Below are 17,086 nucleotides of genomic sequence, written 5' to 3' on the forward strand. Positions count from 1 at the left end.
ATGCCAAGAGCTTACCTTGTCTGGGGCTTTTTTTCAGTAAGGCCGGGGACTTTTGCGTAAGTGGCCAGGTGCCAAAGTGCTTCTACGGGGCCTTTAGCATGTGTTTGCAACCACCAGTGTGTGAGCAAGAACTGTAGCAGCCATACTATGACTACCACCAAGGCGGTGAGATAGGGAGGCATGCGGGCAAATCCCCAAACCCCGTAAAAAAAAGCTGTGCACAAAATGCTTTGTAGCAGGTAGTTAGACAACGCGGTGCGGCCAATACCTTGGATGAACCGCGCCAATGGCTGACAGCATCCGCTGGCCTGCCATAACGTGATCAGCGCTATCAGCCCTACAGCCGTGCACACCGCCCCCCAGTAATTAAATAGGGTGTGGCCAAAGAAGTAATGGGGAAACTGCCAGGCGGTTTGCTCATTCAGATAATAGCCATAAAGTGATAACAACATACCGGAAAAAATGCCGGTCCAGGCCGTTCGTTGGTAAAAGAGTATGCTGAATTGCCCGCGCAGAAAGCCACAGCGATACAAGCCAAGCCCTAATAACATCATCCCGCTTACGCGCCATATTCCCCAGTTTGGCAGTACCTCGGTATGAAAATGCCAGGCTGCACTGATTCGGTAGCTGAGCTGTTGTGCCCAACTGCCGTTCAGGGCAGCAATTTCCGTTTCGGATACCTGAATCATTCCAGGCAAGCTTTGCGTAATAATCTGCTGTTGAATGGCTTCTGGCAACGACACCATGCTCAGATACGTCAGGTAGCTTTTAAGCGAGCCAACACCGAGACAGAGCAGACCAAACATTATGCATATGCGCCAGTTCAAGTGGCGAAAAACAAAGGGAATAACCCCGCAAAGTGCATAGAACACCAGAATATCGCCATGCCAGATGAGATAAGCGTGCAACAGGCCGATCAACAACAAGACCAATAAACGTCTTGTATAGATACGCCAGGCGCAAAGCCCTTTGGCATCCAGTCGGTCGCAGATAAGCGCGGTACTGGCACCAAACAACATGGAGAAAATCGCCATAAACTTCTGGTCGGCAATAAAATATTGTAAGGTCCACCAGATCTTGTTTAACTGCAGTTGCTCACCATATACCAGCGGGCTGAAGTAAGCGGCTTCGGGGGCAGAAAACAGGCGTATGTTCATTAGCAATATGCCCAACAGGGCAATGCCGCGGAGCAGATCGAGCAATTGAATGCGTGGTTGGTTCATTGTTGCGGTCTCACTGATTTTTCGCCAACCTTAGCCGCAAAGCCTGATATCGGGCGTCTGTCCCGACCGGAATTTACCTGATGCCGTTTAACTTTTACGTTGCCTGGTGTGTTCAGCCCCAGCCAATGTTAACTATGCTGCTGGTCTGATTGCGCTAAGCCAAGCTCAGGCAATAGCGACAAGAGAAACTGAAAAAAGTCCATGGCCATACAACTGCTTGAAATCATCACCACCTTTGCTTTTACCCTGTGCTTCTCGATGGTAGCGGTATTAGCTTGGCTGCCTGGTATAGACAAGACCGAGCACCGGTACTTACAGCTCTATCTGGCTGCAATTGGTGTCATCTTGCTGATTGACCAATTGACACCGGTGCATCACGCTCTGCATCTGAGTTTGCCTCCCTTGCTCTTTATGCTGGGGCCATTGCTGTTTGCTTATACAAGGCAGCAGTGCCGCTTACCGCTCTCGGGCGCAATCCTTGGTTTTTTGCTGATTCCCAGTCTGGTGCTTAGTCTGTTACTGGTCTTGCAGTGGCTACAGCTGCTGTCCTGGTCCAGCGTAATGCATTTGTCGCTGCTTTACTGGTATGCGGCGTATGAGATGCTGTTTACTCTGCTTAGCCTTGAGTGTCTGCGGCACTTTAGCCAGCAGGATAAAGATAGCCAGGGGGCCAATCTGCGCACCCGCTTGTTATGGCTTAAAGGTTATTGCTGGTTCAACCTGCTGCTATTGTCAGTGGATCTAATCAGCCCTTGGTGGTGGGCGGCCTATGCACCTGGATTACCTGTCAGATCGCTGAGTTTGTGCATATTAACGGTAGCGCTTATCTGGTTTGGCCTGACGTTAGTGCGCAAACCGCACCTTTTGCTACTGGATCATCTGCGTCAGGTGGCAAAGTATCGCCATTCCGGGTTAAGGCCTGATAGTCAGCGCTATTACAAACAAAAACTGGACAGCCTGATGCAAACGCAGAAAATCTTTCTGGATCCGGAGTTGAGCCTGGCTTCTCTGGCCACCCAGGTTGGGTTGAATAGCCACAATCTGTCGCAATTGTTAAACGAAAGTTGTGCACAGTCATTTTATGATTACCTGAATACTTATCGGATAGCACATGCTCAGCAGCAACTGCTATGCAGCGATGCCAGTGTGGTGGATGTGGCAATGGCCTCCGGCTTCAATAACAAGGCTTCCTTTTACAAAGCGTTTCGCAAACAATGTGGTATGACGCCGACCCAGTGGCGCCAACAAGCACTGACAACCAACCACCAGGAAAGCTGAATGTTATCGGTGTTTACAAGCGGCAGCCGCACAGAGCACAAACGTATTCTGGCATTGGCGTTACCAATGATCTTGAGCAATATCACCAACCCCCTGCTGGGTATGGTGGATACGGCTATTGTTGGTCATCTGGGCGCCAGCTATTTTTTGGCCGGTACGGCAGTTGCCAGCATGCTGATCACCCAGATTTACTGGTTGTGCGGATTTTTGCGCATGTCTGCTACAGGGCTCAGTGCACAGGCACTTGGCACTAAAGACAAACGTGCCGCAGCCAGGATTTTTTACCAATTACTTGTGCCAGCCTGCTTGTTAGGCACCCTGGTACTGATCTTTGCGCCTGTGCTGGAAACCCTGGCAATACGTTTTGCTGATGCCGATATACAAACCGCTGGGGTGATCCATCACTACCTGGTGGTAAGGGTATGGGGCGCGCCAGCCGCGTTAGCTAATCTTTTGCTGATGGGCTGGCTAATAGGCCAGCAAGCTACCCGCACGGTGATGATGATTCAGATCGCCGCCAATCTGGCGAATGCTTTGCTTAGCTATGTTCTGGCCATAAAGCTGGGCTTTGCGGTGCAAGGGGTAGCGACAGCCACTGTGCTGGCGGAATATGGCATTTTGGTAGCGTCATTGTGGGCGGTGCTGAAGCGCATTCACTGGATTGGACCCCAATCCACCTGGTTCTCTGCTGCCGGGTATCGAGCCGTGTTGGGCTTAAACCTGGATATTCTGCTGCGTAACCTGGCTTTACAACTGACCATGGCCTTTATGGTGTTCCAGGCTGCCCGGCTGGATAGCCAAATTGTGGCCCTCAACGCCCTGCTAATGCAGTTTTTTGTCCTCACGGCATTGGGCCTGGATGGTATTGCTTACGCGGTTGAGGCTCTGGTTGGTGAGGCCCGGGGCAGGCAGCAATATCAGCTGTTACATCAGCGCGTTGTGCGGGGATTGTGGTGGTCCGGCCTATTGGCGTTATTATACAGTCTGGTGTTCGTTATCTTTGACCGGGCTATCCTGACACTGCTCACTGACCTGCCAGAGCTTATTCATCTTGCCCGCGACTATCTGCATTATATTTGGTTGCTGCCGCTGGTTTCCCATTGGTGCTTCTTAATGGACGGGGTGTTCATTGGCCTGACGCAAGGGCGGGCGATGCGCAACACTATGCTGTTGTCGGCTTTTGGCGTGTTCCTGCCTTTGTGGTGGTTGTGTCAGACAGCCGGCAATCACGCCCTGTGGCTGGCATTTCTGGCGTTTTTGGCGGCCAGGGGAATAGGTTTGGGATGGGTTTATTGGCGACGTTGGCAGGTTTGGCAGCAGGGCTCAGGTGAGCCCGGCTGAAACGGAGTAACGCGGTTTAATAGTAAGAGTGTTCACCAGCCTGGTGTTCAGTGGCATCCAGCACTCCCGTCAATTCCGGGAACTGAGCCAGCATCTGCTTCTCAATGCCTTCTTTCAGTGTCACATCGACCATAGAGCAACCGTTACAACCACCACCAAATTGCAAGACGGCCTTACCGGCCGGTGTGATCTCAATCAGCACTACCTTTCCGCCGTGGTTGGCCAATTGCGGATTAATTTCTGAGTCAATCATATAGTTGACCTTTTCAATCAGCGGCGCATCATCTGCCACTTTGCGCGTTTTGGCATTGGGGGCCTTAAGTGTCAGCTGTGAACCCATCTGATCCGTGACAAAATCAATTTCCGCTTCTTCCAAAAAGGGGGCACTGTCCCGGTCGACTACTGCATCGAATCCGTCGAATTCGAGGCTGATGTCCGTATCTTCAACTGCGTCTGGCGGACAATAAGACACACCACACTCAGCGGTTGGTGTACCAGGGTTGACCACAAAGACCCGGATATTGGTGTCCGGCTCTTGTTTTTCCAGAAGTTTTCTAAAATGCGCCTGTGCGGGATCGGAAATGCGAATCATCATGTTGCCTTAACTGCCAGCTTGGGCGTTATCATAACAAAAATTACCTGAGTAAAACACTCGGGTAATTACTTTCCTGCATATTCTTGTCTTGCTATTGCCGCCAGGCTGATTGTAACAAAATGCGACAAAGCGGCTTATATTTGCTGTTACATCACTGGTCGCAACGTAATGAAGCTGCTAGTTTGGGTCAAAAACAACAAGCAAAGGCCTGAAGATGCACAGACTTCATTATTTCTACCTGCTAATTATGTTGGTACTCGTTACCCCCATTGGGGTTGCGCAAGTCAGCAGTGATCTGGATTACCTGCCCAGCGATATTCAATACGACCCTAAGGTGCCAAAACCTGAAGCCGTTCTGGGCTATCCGGTGGGTACCTGGCATGTGCGGCATGATCAGATAGTGAATTATCTATACAAACTGGCCGACAGTTCAGACCGGGTCAGTATTGAGGAGATAGGCCGTTCCCATGAACAGCGCCCCATACTACTGCTGACCTTTAGCTCGGCCGCCAATCAAAAGAACCTTTCAGCACTACGTCAAACCCATCTGGCCGCATTAGAAGGCAACAAAGCTGCCAATGCGCCCTTAGTGCTGTGGATGGGTTACAGTGTGCATGGCAATGAGCCATCCGGTGCCAATGCTGGCCTGCTGGTGGCTTATTATCTGGCGGCGGCCCAGGGGGAAGAGGTAGAAAAACTACTGGATGAGGCGGTCATATTGCTGGAGCCGGCGCTTAATCCAGATGGTTTATCCAGGTTCGCACAGTGGGCCAATATGCATAAGGGCTTGAATCTGGTATCTGACCCCAACCATAGAGAACACTGGGAAGATTGGCCAAGCGGCAGAACCAACCATTATTGGTTTGACTTGAATCGTGATTGGTTATTACTTACTCACCCTGAATCCCGTGCAAGGATTGCGAAGTTTCATGAGTGGCGGCCGCAAGTGTTGACTGATTTTCATGAAATGGGCACGAACAGCACTTTCTTCTTTCAGCCCGGTATACCTTCACGCAAAAATCCATGGACGCCTGACGCCAATGTGGATCTGACTCATGCTCTGGGGAAATTCCATGCCGCCGCACTGGACAAAAGTGGGCAGCTTTATTTCACCCAGGAAAGTTTTGACGATTTTTACTATGGCAAGGGTTCAACCTACCCGGATGCCATGGGCAGTGTCGGCATACTGTTTGAACAAGCCAGCAGCCGTGGTCACCTGCAGGATTCTATTCATGGACCTCTGAGTTTTCCTGCCACTATCCAAAATCAGGTGACCACCTCATTATCCACTTTCGCCGGTGCACTGGCGAATGCCAAGGCGCTGAAAGACTATCAGCGTGGCTTTGCTGCTGAGACAGCCAGGTTAGCCGACAAAGATGAATTATCCGGGTATCTTTTGAGTGAGAGCCAAGATAAAAGCCGCTTTCAGGCCCTGCTGGATATCCTCAGGCAGCATAAGATTCAACTGCATGGCCTGAGCAAAGATTTGCAACTGGATGGTAAGAAATTTTCCAGTGACAGCACGGTATTCGTGCCGCTGGACCAGCCACAGTATCGCCTGCTGAAATCTATTTTTTCTACCCGTACCAGTTTTCAGGACAATACGTTTTACGATGTGTCTAACTGGAATCTACCGCTGGCATTTAATATTGACTACCTGCCAGTGGCGCGCAGCAACTGGCGCAAGGTGCCAATAAGCGACACACTGCCAACGCTGACAAGTAGCCCGTCATCACTGAAGGAAGGCGCCTACGCTTATGCGTTTTCCTGGCAGGATTCTAAAGCACCCATGTTGCTGCAATCATTGCTGGAAGCTGGTATCAAGGTAAAAGTTGCCGGAGGTGCTTTCACTGCAACAACAACACAGGGCAGCGTGGCTTTTGCCGCCGGCAGTATTGTCGTTCCCCGTGCCTTGCAACAACCGGCTAATTGGGTAGCGAGTATTGAGAAGTTCAGTCAGGCCGCTGATATCAAAGTTTGGTCAATTGAATCCGGCTTAACTGCACAGGGCAGTGACCTGGGAAGCCGCAGTATGATGGTTTTGGAAACACCCAAATTATTGCTGGTGGGCGGCGTCGGCACTTCTCAGTATGAAGTGGGTGAGGTCTGGCATTACCTCGATCAGCATGTCGGCTTGCCAGCCACGATAGTCGATATGGACAGATTGAGCAGAATCACCTTGTCTGACTACAGCCATATTGTGATGGTGGACGGGGATTACCGCCAGTTAGATGACAAGCTGGTGGACAGGATACAAGACTGGATAAAGCAAGGTGGCGTTTTGATTGCCCAAAAAGGTGCGGCAAAGTGGGCCAGCCAGCAAGAGTGGCTGCAGGCCAGCTTCCTGTCTGACAAGGAAATCAGTGCTGCCTTCGACACCAGCCAGCTCAGCTTTGCCGACCAGGAAGCGTTACAAGGCAAACAGCGTATAGCCGGTGCGGTATTAGCCGGTAATGTCGACCTCAGCCACCCTTTGGCTTTTGGCTATGACAACACCGATGTGGCTTTTTTACGCAACAGCAATCTGGTCATGCGTGCGAATGCTAAACCTTTTATTCAGGTATCTGGATATTCGCAAAAACCTCTCAGGGCCGGTTATGTCAGCGATGAAATGCAGAAACTGCTGGCTGGCAGCAGTAACCTGGTGGCAAATAAGTTGGGTAAAGGTAAGGTGATCGGTACCACTGACAACCTGACCTTCCGTGGCTATTGGTATGGCACCAGCCGTTTCCTTAGTAATGCCATATATCTTGCGCCTTTGATGGATAACTAACGGCTGCTTATCTTTCGAGTATGATCTGCAGCACTATTGGTCTCCTTACCAACCTTGTCGGGAGGCCTCTAGTGCTCTATTCAAGGGGCGACTTTAGACTGATAGCGATGCACCAGACTTCAATATGCAAATCGACCCTGGCGCATCGCAGCGTATGACACAGACTGCTGATGGTGGTGCCGGTGGTGATGACATCATCTAATACGGCAATATGTCGGTAGGGAAGGGGTCCATTCAGGCTGAATGCGTCACGTAAATTGTGTCTGCGCTGTGCCCCCGTCAGTTCGGTCTGCGGCAACGTCGCCTTGCTGCGCCGACATAAGTGTTGGTCTACTGGAATATGACTCAGCCTGGACAATTGCCCGGCAATTTCGCCTGCCTGGTTATACCTGCGCCGCATGTAGCGACTGGCATGTAAAGGCATGGGCAATATGGCTTCAGGTAAATCTTGCCTGGCAAACAGTGTCAGGCGGTAAAACTGTTCGGCCAGAGCCTTGGCACAGAGCAACCTCTGGCTGAACTTCAATGACGTGATTAGTCGGTCCCAGGGCCACTGATAAGGGGCGCAGGCCACCAACCTTTGGTAGTTTATGTTTTCCAGGCCCTGTGCAATGTCAGGCCGGTTCAACAGATTGTGTTGGTATTGAGCCAGGTTAAGTATTGGTAGATCTGCCTGGCAATGCTGGCATAACAGCGTGTGGCTGTCCTGCAAACATAGCAGGCAAGCCTGGCGGTGCATTCCCTGCAACAAGCTTCGAATTGAAATTGGCATCCCTGAGATTAAACTATATGGCCCTTATGAATAAGAGTAGATGACTTTGTCTTTAACCTGCGACTCCATAGGCTGCGGCCCCGATATATTGTTACTGCATGGCTGGGGGCTGAATAGTGAAGTCTGGCAGCCGCTACTGGATCGTCTGCAAAGCCATTTCTGTTTTCATTTACTGGACTTACCTGGATTTGGTGTGAATCATCAGCTTGCACCCGACCACTACAATCTGGCCACCGTAACTGAACTGGTTGCCCGGCATTTGACGCGGCCAACTGTGGTACTGGGCTGGTCTTTGGGGGGCCTGGTTGCTCAGCAGTTGGCATTGCAGTATCCACAGCGGGTGCGTGCTTTAGTTTGTATAACCAGTAGCCCCAGGTTTTTAGCCGATGATAACTGGCCTGGTATCAAAGACGATGTGCTCAGAGCCTTTGCCGCCCAATTGCGTTCAGACCCGGCGGCAACAGTGGAAAGATTTTTAGCCATACAGGCGCTGGGTAGTGAAAGAGCCAGGGCGGATATTCAATTGTTGAAACAGCAGATAAGCCGACGCCCAACGGCCAACCCTGTTGCTTTGAAGCAAGGCCTTAATATTCTCAGGGAAGCTGACCTTCGTCATCAGCTTAAGCAGATTGAATGTCCAACTTTACGAATTTACGGTCGCAATGACAGTTTGGTACCAAAGGCGGCGCTGGAGCAGATTGAAGCCTTGCAACCCCAAGCCACGTCCATGTTATTTCCCAAGGCTTCGCACGCGCCTTTTATTTCCCATGCAGATGAATTCGCTGAGGCGCTGCACCATTACCTTGCAAGGTTGAGTTGACAACTGGGTATATAAAATCACACCAAGGTGTATCCGTCAGGCTTCATTTTCTGGCATTTCTGGTTAATAATTAGCCATGAGGTAATAGGGGTAGTCTATGTCGGTGAATTTCGATAGTAATATCAATTCTGCCATTATTTCGGGTACGTTGGGTTTGCAACGTGCCTCTGATGGCATAACTCAACATTCCATCAACCTGGCCCAGCAGCAGGCCCAGTTGCGCGATCCTAAAGAAGTGCTGGCCGAAGCGGCTCAGCAGCAGATTGGCCTTAGCACTAAGTTGCTGCCCAAAGGGGGTGACAATGTGACTAATGATTTGGTCGGCCTGACCCTGAATTTACGCAATGCCCAGGCCAATGCCAAAGTGTTGGATGTTGCTAAAGACACGGTAGGCAGGTTAATAGACGAGATTGCCTGATTATGATGAATATCGTCGCGCCAGCACTCACAGCCATTCCGCTGAACACCGCCAACTTCAATACTGAAGCGGCGCGGCGTGACAATATTGCTCGGGAAACTGTGCCACAGCTGAGCAACACCGAAAATTCAGCAGCAGAATCCGGATTGGGTTCAGAGTCTGATCGGGTAAAAACCCCAGGGCAGGCACCTCAGCCCGTTACATACGAAAAACCCCAGGCTAATCAGCAAGCGCTGGCGCAAGGTCAGAATGGTCAGAACAAAGACAACGGCGAAGATCCCAGTGCTGGTAAACAGGATGCCAAAGATCAGCAGCAACAGAGTGCCGAACAGAAGAAAGTTGAAGAGCTGAAACAACGGGATCAGGAAGTTCGCGCTCATGAGCAAGCGCATGCCGCTACAGGAGGGCAACATGCCGGAGCACCTTCCTATGAATTCGAAACCGGACCGGATGGCAAACGTTATGCGGTAGGTGGCGAAGTGAATATCGACATCTCTGAGGAAAAATCTCCGCAGGATACATTGCGTAAGATGCAACAGGTGAGAGCTGCCGCCCTTGCGCCGGCTGAACCCTCGCCACAAGATTTACGGGTTGCCGCTGAAGCTCAACAAAAAGCCTCGCAAGCCAGACAGGACATTGCCAGCCAATCAGCCGACAAGGCTGATCAGGCATATCAGTCGGCTTTTTCTGCAGAAGATGCTAAGCCCACAACCAATATTGCTTCTGCCCCTGAGCTGGATGAGATTGTCGATGGCAATGTCAGTCCACCTACCCGCAAATTACAGGAAGATGATCCGGTGGCTGAAGCGGCGGGCCTGGAAAGTAGTAGTGCTGAATTTAAACAGTCTCAGGCTAGTTTGGATTTTGACATCACTGCGCGGAGTTTGCGCATTGAGAGTTTTTACCAGCAAATCTCGCAGCCAAGAGAGTATTCATTGCGACACAGTGCCTGAATAAACAACAACGCCCCGGATGGGGCGTTGTTGTTTGTGCTTCAGGATTTTTTAGCTTTGGCAAACGCTTCGGCCAGGGCATTACCCATCGCGCTATTGGCAGGTTGCGCCGCTCTTTGCGGTTTCGCTTGTTGGTGACGCTGGCCACCTTGTGGCTTGGCACCTCTTTCTGGTTTGGTTGCAGATTGTCTTGGTTGCGACTGCTTGGACGTAGGTTCATCATTCAGGCGCATACTGAAAGAGATGCGGTTTCGCGCGACATCCACCTCCATGACCTTCACCTTAACAATATCCCCGGCTTTGACGACTTCCCTTGGGTCTGAAATAAATTTATCTGTCATCGCAGAGATATGCACCAGACCATCCTGATGCACGCCCACATCGACAAATGCGCCAAAGTTGGCCACGTTACTGACCACGCCTTCGAGGATCATGCCGGGTTTCAGGTCGCTAACCTGTTCAACCCCTTCCTTAAAGGTGGCGGTTTTAAACTCTGGACGGGGGTCACGTCCGGGCTTGTCCAATTCCGCCAGAATGTCAGTGATAGTGGGAATACCAAAGGTATCATTGGCAAAGTCCGCCGGTTTTAAGGATTTTAGTAAATCCTTATTGCCCATCAGTGCCACAACCTCAGCGCCGGCACTTTGACTGATATGTTTGACCAGCTCATAGGCTTCGGGGTGCACAGCGGATGCATCCAAGGGATTGTCTCCACCAACCACTCGCAAGAAGCCAGCCGCCTGTTCAAAGGCTTTAGGCCCCAGCCGTTCCACTTTCAAAAGTTGTTTGCGGTCTTTAAAGGCACCATTCTGGTCGCGGTAGCCGACAATATTCTGTGCCAGGGTGCGATTCAAACCGGAGACATAACTAAGCAGGGCAGGGGAAGCCATATTCACATCCACACCCACTGCGTTTACGCAATCCTCAACTACAGTATCCAGTGATTTGCCCAACTGACTTTGACTGACGTCGTGCTGGTACTGGCCAACGCCAATGGCCTTGGGTTCAATTTTTACCAATTCTGCTAAGGGGTCTTGCAGGCGGCGGGCGATGGACACCGCACCTCGCAATGACACATCCATTCCCGGCAACTCGTTTGATGCCAGTTCAGAGGCTGAGTAAACAGATGCGCCAGCTTCGCTGACCATGATTTTATTGATCTTCAAATCAGGCAGGGCTTTGACGACTTCGGCAGCAAGCTTATCGGTTTCCCTGGACGCTGTACCATTGCCGATACTGATCAACTGGACTTTATGCTGCTGGCACATGGACGCCAGGGTACGCACCGATTTATCCCACTGATTCTGTGGAGCATGGGGATAAATAGTGTTAGTTGCCAGTACCTTACCGGTGTTATCTACTACGGCTACTTTTACGCCAGTACGCAGACCGGGGTCCAGTCCCATGGTGACCTTGGCGCCAGCTGGAGCGGCCATCAGCAGGTCCTTCAGGTTGTTGGCAAACACACTGATCGCTTCCAATTCAGCTTTTTCGCGTAAGGTACCAAAGAGTTCATTTTCCATATGTAGCAGGATTTTCACCCGCCAGGTCCATTGCACCACGCTTTGCAGCCATTTGTCTGCGGCCCGGCCACTATCACGTATCTCCAGATGTTGGGCGATAATGTTTTCACACTGAGAACTGCGATCGCCTTCTTCATTCGCTGGATCGGCGTTCATCGATACCTGCAGCAGGCCTTCATTACGTCCACGGAACATCGCCAGGGCACGATGTGAAGGGGTTTTGCCCAGTAATTCACTATGTTCAAAGTAATCAGAGTATTTCGCCGCTTCTTTTTCTTTTCCTGGCGCTACACGGCTTTGAATATGTGCTTCACGGTTCAGGTGCAGACGAATTTTCTGCAGCAGCTCTGCGTCTTCGGCAAAGCGCTCCATAAGGATATAACGGGCGCCTTCCAACGCAGCCTTAGTATCAGCCACTTCGTTACTGAGATACTGGGTCGCCAGTGTTTCTGGATCCTGGTCGGGATTGTCAAACAAGCTGTTCGCCAAAGGTTCCAAGCCAGCTTCAATGGCAATTTGCCCTTTGGTACGACGCTTTGGCTTATAGGGCAGGTATAGGTCTTCCAGCTCAGTCTTGTTATCCACTGCCAGGATTTTTGCTTCCAGCTCAGCCGTCAGCTTCTGCTGTTCACCGATAGATTTGAGAATCACCTGACGGCGGTCCTCCAGTTCACGCAGATAGCCCAATCGTTGTTCCAGGGTTCTTAACTGCGCATCATCCAAGCCGTTGGTGGCTTCCTTTCGATAACGGGCTATAAAGGGCACTGTGGCGCCGTCGTCCAGCAAGGCTACTGCGGCCTGGACCTGGTGAGGAGAAACGGAGAGTTCTGAGGCAATTTTTTCTATGATCATGGGGTGCCTTGCTGGCTTTAGACAAAAATAAACAGGGCCTTTATAAGGGCTATACAGGGAAAATTCCAGTCTGCATGGGATGATTGTGTGGAAAAAACACAATGTGAGGTCGGTATTGGCGTTTCGATCACAACAGTGTCTTATTCAGTACGGTCAGTCCGGGGTGATAACAGTCGGCTAATTTGCTGTTTCGCTTGTATATTGAATAGCCACAACGAACCATTGTTTGCGACCTGTTGGCGTTTCTACCCAGGCTTCGTCGTCTACCTCTTTTTTTAGCAGGGCTCTGGCCATAGGCGAATCTATAGAGATATAGTCTTTACGCGCATAGATTTCATCCGGCCCCACAATGCGAAACTTGAGCAACTCCCCTTGCTCATTTTCCACTTCCACCCAGGCACCAAAGAACACTTTGCCCTGCTGTTGAGGGGAGTAATCTACCACCTTGATAATCTCAAGGCGCTTACGTATATATCTGACGCGTCTGTCTATCTCACGAAGAAGCTTTTTGTTGTACTGGTAATCCGCATTTTCGCTGCGATCACCCAGGCTGGCTGCCCAAGCCACCTTCTTGGTGACTTCGGGGCGCTTCTCTCGCCATAAATGATCCAACTCCTGCTTGAGACTATTGAAGCCTTCTCTGGTGATAAGGTTGGTTTTCATAGGGATGTTAATTTTGGTACCACTGATGGCGCATGTTATAGCCTCTAGTCTGAATAATGTCACTATAACTTAGGCGCAATCTAAGGCGGACTTTTATGACAAAAATGTTTCAAAATCACAAGGCAAAAAAGCCGTGATCTTCTACACTAAAACTGAGGTAACGGCAGAGCGATATGGTGGTCAAGAGCCTTTCAAACTGCTTGAGTTACCGCTGACGCATCTGACCATGCTACTGGGTTTGATGCTTAACATCTTGTCATTGAAACTGAGCTGAGTAGCGAACAAATTGGCAAACGAGTAACCGGCATCAATGCCGGCCCACGTCACCCGTATAACGGGTATTGCAATGAAGGACCCAAGGTTCAGCAAGGAAATAGCTGGGTAGGACAAGAAGCGCCGGGCACATGTGCCCGGCTTTTTCTTTTTACTTGGCGCTATCTTCAATACCTAACAACTCAACTTCAAATACCAGAGTTGAGTTGGGGGTAATCGAGCCTGTTGAACGTTTGCCGTAGGCAAGTTCAGAGGGGATAAAGAACTTGAACTTGGAACCGACGTTCATCAGTTGCACGCCTTCAGTCCAGCCGGCAATAACCCGGTTCAGTGGGAATACGGCTGGCTCGCCACGCTTATAAGACGAGTCAAACTCAGTTCCGTCCAACAGGGTGCCCTGATAATGTACCTGCACGGTATCTTCAGCTTTAGGTTTGGCACCTTCGCCCTGCGTGATCACTTCATATTGCAGGCCGGATTCTGTTACGACCACGCCTTCGCGTTTAGCATTTTCAGCCAGGAAAGCCTTACCTGCTTCAATATTGGCAGCAGCAGCTTCTTCCTGTTTGGCCTGCTGCTTCTCATTGACCTGTGCGTCTAGTGCCGTCAGTACTGCCTGGATGTCTTCCTGTGTCAGTTTAGACTCGGCGGTCAGGGCATCTTTAAAGCCTTTAATCACTAGCTCGCGATCCAGCTTAATATTGACATCGTCCTGCATGTCCAGTTTTTGGTCAATAAACTGCCCCACCGACACCCCAAGACCATATGCCTGCTTTTGTTCCTGGCTTTCCAGCGCAACGTTTGGTTCATTGGGTTTGGCAGTTTCCTGTTGGCAGGCTGTCAGGGTCAGGGCGGATAGCACCAGGGTAGCTAAAGCGGTCTTTTTCATTAAAGTCTCCAGTGAGTATGTGTTATCTAATTTTGTTTGGCATGCATTGAACTGCACCAATCAGCACGCAGTAAAATGACGCCGCAGCGAATTCCGAACTTTGAGGGGCGACAAGCGAGAAAGTTTCCTGTTTGCCGCAAAGAAGGTAGTTCCGCAGTCAGGATATCCCGGTTTCCCCCCACTGTGCTGGACAGTTAACGGGACATTGGGCTTATACTAAACCCATAAAAGTAAAAGCGAAACCTAAAGGACGTTATGCGCCAAAGCCTGTTGTTCGGATTGTTTGTCTTGCTGTTGACTGGTTGTTCGATTCCAGGCAGCACGCCAGTGGCGTCTTATGAACATGCTCCGGGCGGCGCCATGGCGGCGGCTATTGCGGTTAATGCCAACATGGTAGTGGTGTCATCGGTGGAAAACGGTATCAGCGTCTGGGATGTTGAAAAGCAGAACTTACGCTATCAATGGCGTCATCAGGGCGAGGGTAACAATCTGGTGGCCACCACAAGGATTGCGTTTGATGGCAGCTATGTGGTGACGTCCGACCGCGAAGCCTTTGCACTTTGGAGTCTCCAGAGCGGTGAGCCTGTGGGGTTCTGGCGAATTGACGAATCCAGCATTCGCGATATTGCGGTATCGGATCAGGGGCGGGCTATTTTGGTTGGCCGCGGTAATGGCAAGGTGATGTTGTTTGAGCCGCAAACTGGCCGACGTCTGGAATTTCTTGGTCATCAGGAAAAGATCAACAGCGTCGATCTGTCACCCAATGGTTTTTACGCTTTGACCGGTGGCAGTGACTTTATGGCCTATCTGTGGGATACCCGCAGTGGCCAGGTGCTCTACAGTTTTACCCACACCAGTCGTGTTACCAAAGTCGCTCTGGATTATCAGGGACGCTATGCTTTTACGGCGGATAGCAAGAATAATGCAAGAATCTGGGATCTTCGCAGTGGGGACCAGATCAGCAAATTACATTATTTACAAAGGCAGAAAATATTTTCTGCCGCCCGGTTTTCTGCCGACGGCAAGTATCTGCTAACCGGCTCGCCTTCTCGCGGCCTCAGCCTGTGGGATGTTAAAAGTGGTGATGAAGTAAGCAGTTGGATGGTCACACCCAAGCAAGGTAGCCGGCCACAAAGCGCCGTAGTGTATGATGTGGCTTTTATGCCGGACAACAAGGTCATGTCGCATAGCAGCAGCGGCCTGACTGAAGTCTGGTCTTATTAAGCCGGCAAGGGGCAAAGTATGCATAATGAGTTAGTGCAGGATATTGAATTGTTGCAAACCAAGGTGGCCTTTCAGGAAGACACCATTGAAAAACTCAGCCAGGCGCTGGTGGATCAACAAAAACAACTGCATGCATTACAGTTTCAAATGAAGCATGTGATTGACCGGCTGAAGCAACAGCCAGTGTCGAATATTGCCAGTGAATCTGAAGAGACACCACCGCCGCACTACTGAGTTTTTACACAAGCGGCGCAGACCAGATTCAAAACAACAAGGGGTGGGAAGATTGCGATGCAGGAAAACAAACAACTGGTATCTAGTCGTGGTGAACCACTGGGGCGGGAGCAGGATACCGGCCGTGGCAAAGAGCGCCGGCAGGAAAATAGTGAGTTTGTGTCTGTTATAGTTAAACGCACCGACGAAACCTTTCGCCACCCAGACGATATTCTTGAAAAAGCCATTGGCGAAGGTCTGGAGCAAATTTCCCGTCCCACCGTATCCTTGCTGCTTTCGGCGGTGGCGGCGGGCATGATTTTATGTTTTACCGTACTGGCCGTTGCCGTAATGGCTACTCTGGTGGCCGGTGGAGAACATGAATTTCGCCGGGTGATTCTGGCGGCCAGTTATCCTTTAGGTTTTGTACTTTGTATTCTCAGTCGTACACAACTGTTCACCGAACATACCGCCACGGCCGTCTACCCTGTGCTGGACGGCAAGGCCAGGCTGAATAAACTGTTTCGTCTTTGGGGCATTGTGATTCTTGGCAATATGCTCGGAGGGCTGCTGTCCAGTGGCCTGTTAATTGCTGCGGAGCCGGTTATCCATGCCAGCGAAGGGTATCTGGTGCTGGCCAGGCATCTGCTTGACTATCCGGTGCAAACCTTGTTTGTCAGTGCGGTTTTAGCGGGTTGGCTGATGGCGCTGGGCGCCTGGATAGTGTTGTCTACCTATTCCACCTTAAGCCAGATTGTCAGCATCTATATCGTGACTTTCCTGATTGGGCTGGGAGGTTTTCACCATTCCATTGCCGGGTCTATTGAGCTGTTTGTCGGCTATTTTTCTTCTGACAGTATCGCTTTCTGGCAGCTACCTCCGGTTATTCTCACCGCCCTGGCGGGGAATCTGGTGGGAGGCAGTGTATTTGTTGCTATGCTGAATTACGGTCATATCCGCCATTCTCAGCGGGCTGAGAACAAGCCCAAAAAGTAGCCTCAGGGCTTAAACACACCGATAACCGATTCGCTGCTGCGGGTGGCCGCTTTGACCTGATCCTGCGGCTGGCTTTGTTTGTGTCCGCAACTCACACATTCCACATGCTCAATATTGTTTTGCATGTACAGCATCAGGGTATCCATGGCCTGGCATTTGGGGCAGGTCGCACCGGCGATAAAACGTTTTCGGGTTTTTTCTGACATCTGATTACTCTGATCTGTGTGATGGATACCAACACCGCTACTGAACTTGGTATAATATCGCGGTTTTTCACTCA

Annotated in this window: 16 protein-coding genes; 9 read left to right on the forward strand and 7 right to left on the reverse strand. The window is 50.7% G+C overall.

Annotated elements, in window-relative coordinates:
* Nucleotides 1-11 precede the first annotated feature (11 nt).
* Nucleotides 12-1,223, reverse strand: coding sequence for a DUF418 domain-containing protein (locus tag CSR04_RS22385; RefSeq protein ID WP_102798572.1), 1,212 nt, complete (start codon nucleotides 1,221-1,223; stop codon nucleotides 12-14).
* Between the two features lie 201 nt (nucleotides 1,224-1,424).
* Between CSR04_RS22385 and CSR04_RS22390 the strand changes: the two genes are divergently transcribed.
* Both CSR04_RS22390 and CSR04_RS22395 read left to right on the forward strand, forming a co-directional pair.
* Nucleotides 1,425-2,501, forward strand: a complete 1,077-nt coding sequence (locus tag CSR04_RS22390; protein ID WP_102798573.1) for a helix-turn-helix domain-containing protein — start codon at nucleotides 1,425-1,427, stop codon at nucleotides 2,499-2,501.
* Nucleotides 2,502-3,842: an MATE family efflux transporter gene (locus CSR04_RS22395; protein ID WP_245921836.1), complete on the forward strand. Its 1,341-nt coding sequence runs from the start codon at nucleotides 2,502-2,504 to the stop codon at nucleotides 3,840-3,842.
* Between the two features lie 16 nt (nucleotides 3,843-3,858).
* Here the strand turns inward: CSR04_RS22395 and nfuA are convergent, their stop codons facing one another.
* A complete protein-coding gene (gene nfuA / locus CSR04_RS22400; protein WP_102798574.1) occupies nucleotides 3,859-4,434 on the reverse strand; it encodes a Fe-S biogenesis protein NfuA in 576 nt (191 codons plus the stop codon).
* Nucleotides 4,435-4,684: 250 nt separating this feature from the next.
* Here nfuA and CSR04_RS22405 point away from each other — a divergent pair, with 250 nt between their 5' ends.
* The gene (locus CSR04_RS22405) at nucleotides 4,685-7,210 is read left to right on the forward strand and encodes a M14 family metallopeptidase (protein ID WP_245921842.1); all 2,526 of its coding nucleotides are present in this window, start codon (nucleotides 4,685-4,687) and stop codon (nucleotides 7,208-7,210) included.
* A gap of 76 nt (nucleotides 7,211-7,286) precedes the next feature.
* Here the strand turns inward: CSR04_RS22405 and CSR04_RS22410 are convergent, their stop codons facing one another.
* Nucleotides 7,287-7,982 (reverse strand): ComF family protein, encoded by a 696-nt coding sequence (locus CSR04_RS22410; RefSeq protein WP_146027232.1) that lies wholly within the window; start codon nucleotides 7,980-7,982, stop codon nucleotides 7,287-7,289.
* 40 nt (nucleotides 7,983-8,022) lie between these two features.
* Between CSR04_RS22410 and bioH the strand changes: the two genes are divergently transcribed.
* From bioH to CSR04_RS22425, 3 genes are all read left to right on the forward strand, one after another.
* Entirely contained in the window at nucleotides 8,023-8,802 is a 780-nt protein-coding gene (gene bioH, locus CSR04_RS22415) for a pimeloyl-ACP methyl ester esterase BioH (protein WP_216362620.1), read from the forward strand.
* Between the two features lie 97 nt (nucleotides 8,803-8,899).
* Nucleotides 8,900-9,220, forward strand: coding sequence for a hypothetical protein (locus CSR04_RS22420; protein ID WP_102798577.1), 321 nt, complete (start codon nucleotides 8,900-8,902; stop codon nucleotides 9,218-9,220).
* 5 nt (nucleotides 9,221-9,225) lie between these two features.
* A complete protein-coding gene (locus CSR04_RS22425; protein WP_102798607.1) occupies nucleotides 9,226-10,173 on the forward strand; it encodes a putative metalloprotease CJM1_0395 family protein in 948 nt (315 codons plus the stop codon).
* A 41-nt stretch (nucleotides 10,174-10,214) separates the two neighbouring features.
* On the opposite strand, the gene CSR04_RS22430 is transcribed toward CSR04_RS22425, so the two are convergent.
* The 3 genes from CSR04_RS22430 to fkpA all read right to left on the reverse strand — a co-directional run bounded on the left by CSR04_RS22430 (nucleotide 10,215) and on the right by fkpA (nucleotide 14,373).
* On the reverse strand, nucleotides 10,215-12,548 hold the full coding sequence (locus tag CSR04_RS22430) for a Tex family protein (RefSeq protein WP_102798578.1): 2,334 nt from the start codon (nucleotides 12,546-12,548) through the stop codon (nucleotides 10,215-10,217).
* A gap of 177 nt (nucleotides 12,549-12,725) precedes the next feature.
* Nucleotides 12,726-13,211: a transcription elongation factor GreB gene (greB, locus tag CSR04_RS22435; protein WP_102798579.1), complete on the reverse strand. Its 486-nt coding sequence runs from the start codon at nucleotides 13,209-13,211 to the stop codon at nucleotides 12,726-12,728.
* Nucleotides 13,212-13,635: 424 nt separating this feature from the next.
* On the reverse strand, nucleotides 13,636-14,373 hold the full coding sequence (gene fkpA / locus CSR04_RS22440) for an FKBP-type peptidyl-prolyl cis-trans isomerase (protein WP_102798580.1): 738 nt from the start codon (nucleotides 14,371-14,373) through the stop codon (nucleotides 13,636-13,638).
* 255 nt (nucleotides 14,374-14,628) lie between these two features.
* Here fkpA and CSR04_RS22445 point away from each other — a divergent pair, with 255 nt between their 5' ends.
* Genes CSR04_RS22445 through CSR04_RS22455 form a run of 3 tightly spaced genes read left to right on the forward strand, consistent with a single transcriptional unit; the run spans nucleotide 14,629 to nucleotide 16,806 of the window.
* Complete coding sequence (locus tag CSR04_RS22445) at nucleotides 14,629-15,597, forward strand: WD40 repeat domain-containing protein (protein WP_102798581.1); 969 nt, start codon at nucleotides 14,629-14,631, stop codon at nucleotides 15,595-15,597.
* A gap of 18 nt (nucleotides 15,598-15,615) precedes the next feature.
* On the forward strand, nucleotides 15,616-15,831 hold the full coding sequence (locus CSR04_RS22450) for a SlyX family protein (RefSeq protein ID WP_102798582.1): 216 nt from the start codon (nucleotides 15,616-15,618) through the stop codon (nucleotides 15,829-15,831).
* A gap of 57 nt (nucleotides 15,832-15,888) precedes the next feature.
* On the forward strand, nucleotides 15,889-16,806 hold the full coding sequence (locus tag CSR04_RS22455) for a formate/nitrite transporter family protein (protein ID WP_102798583.1): 918 nt from the start codon (nucleotides 15,889-15,891) through the stop codon (nucleotides 16,804-16,806).
* Between the two features lie 2 nt (nucleotides 16,807-16,808).
* Here CSR04_RS22455 and CSR04_RS22460 read toward each other — a convergent pair whose 3' ends face one another.
* A complete protein-coding gene (locus CSR04_RS22460) occupies nucleotides 16,809-17,012 on the reverse strand; it encodes a YheV family putative zinc ribbon protein (protein WP_102798584.1) in 204 nt (67 codons plus the stop codon).
* Between the last annotated feature and the right edge of the window lie 74 nt (nucleotides 17,013-17,086).

The organism is Bowmanella denitrificans, assembly GCF_002887595.1.
GTDB classification, from domain to species: Bacteria; Pseudomonadota; Gammaproteobacteria; order Enterobacterales; family Alteromonadaceae; genus Bowmanella; species Bowmanella denitrificans.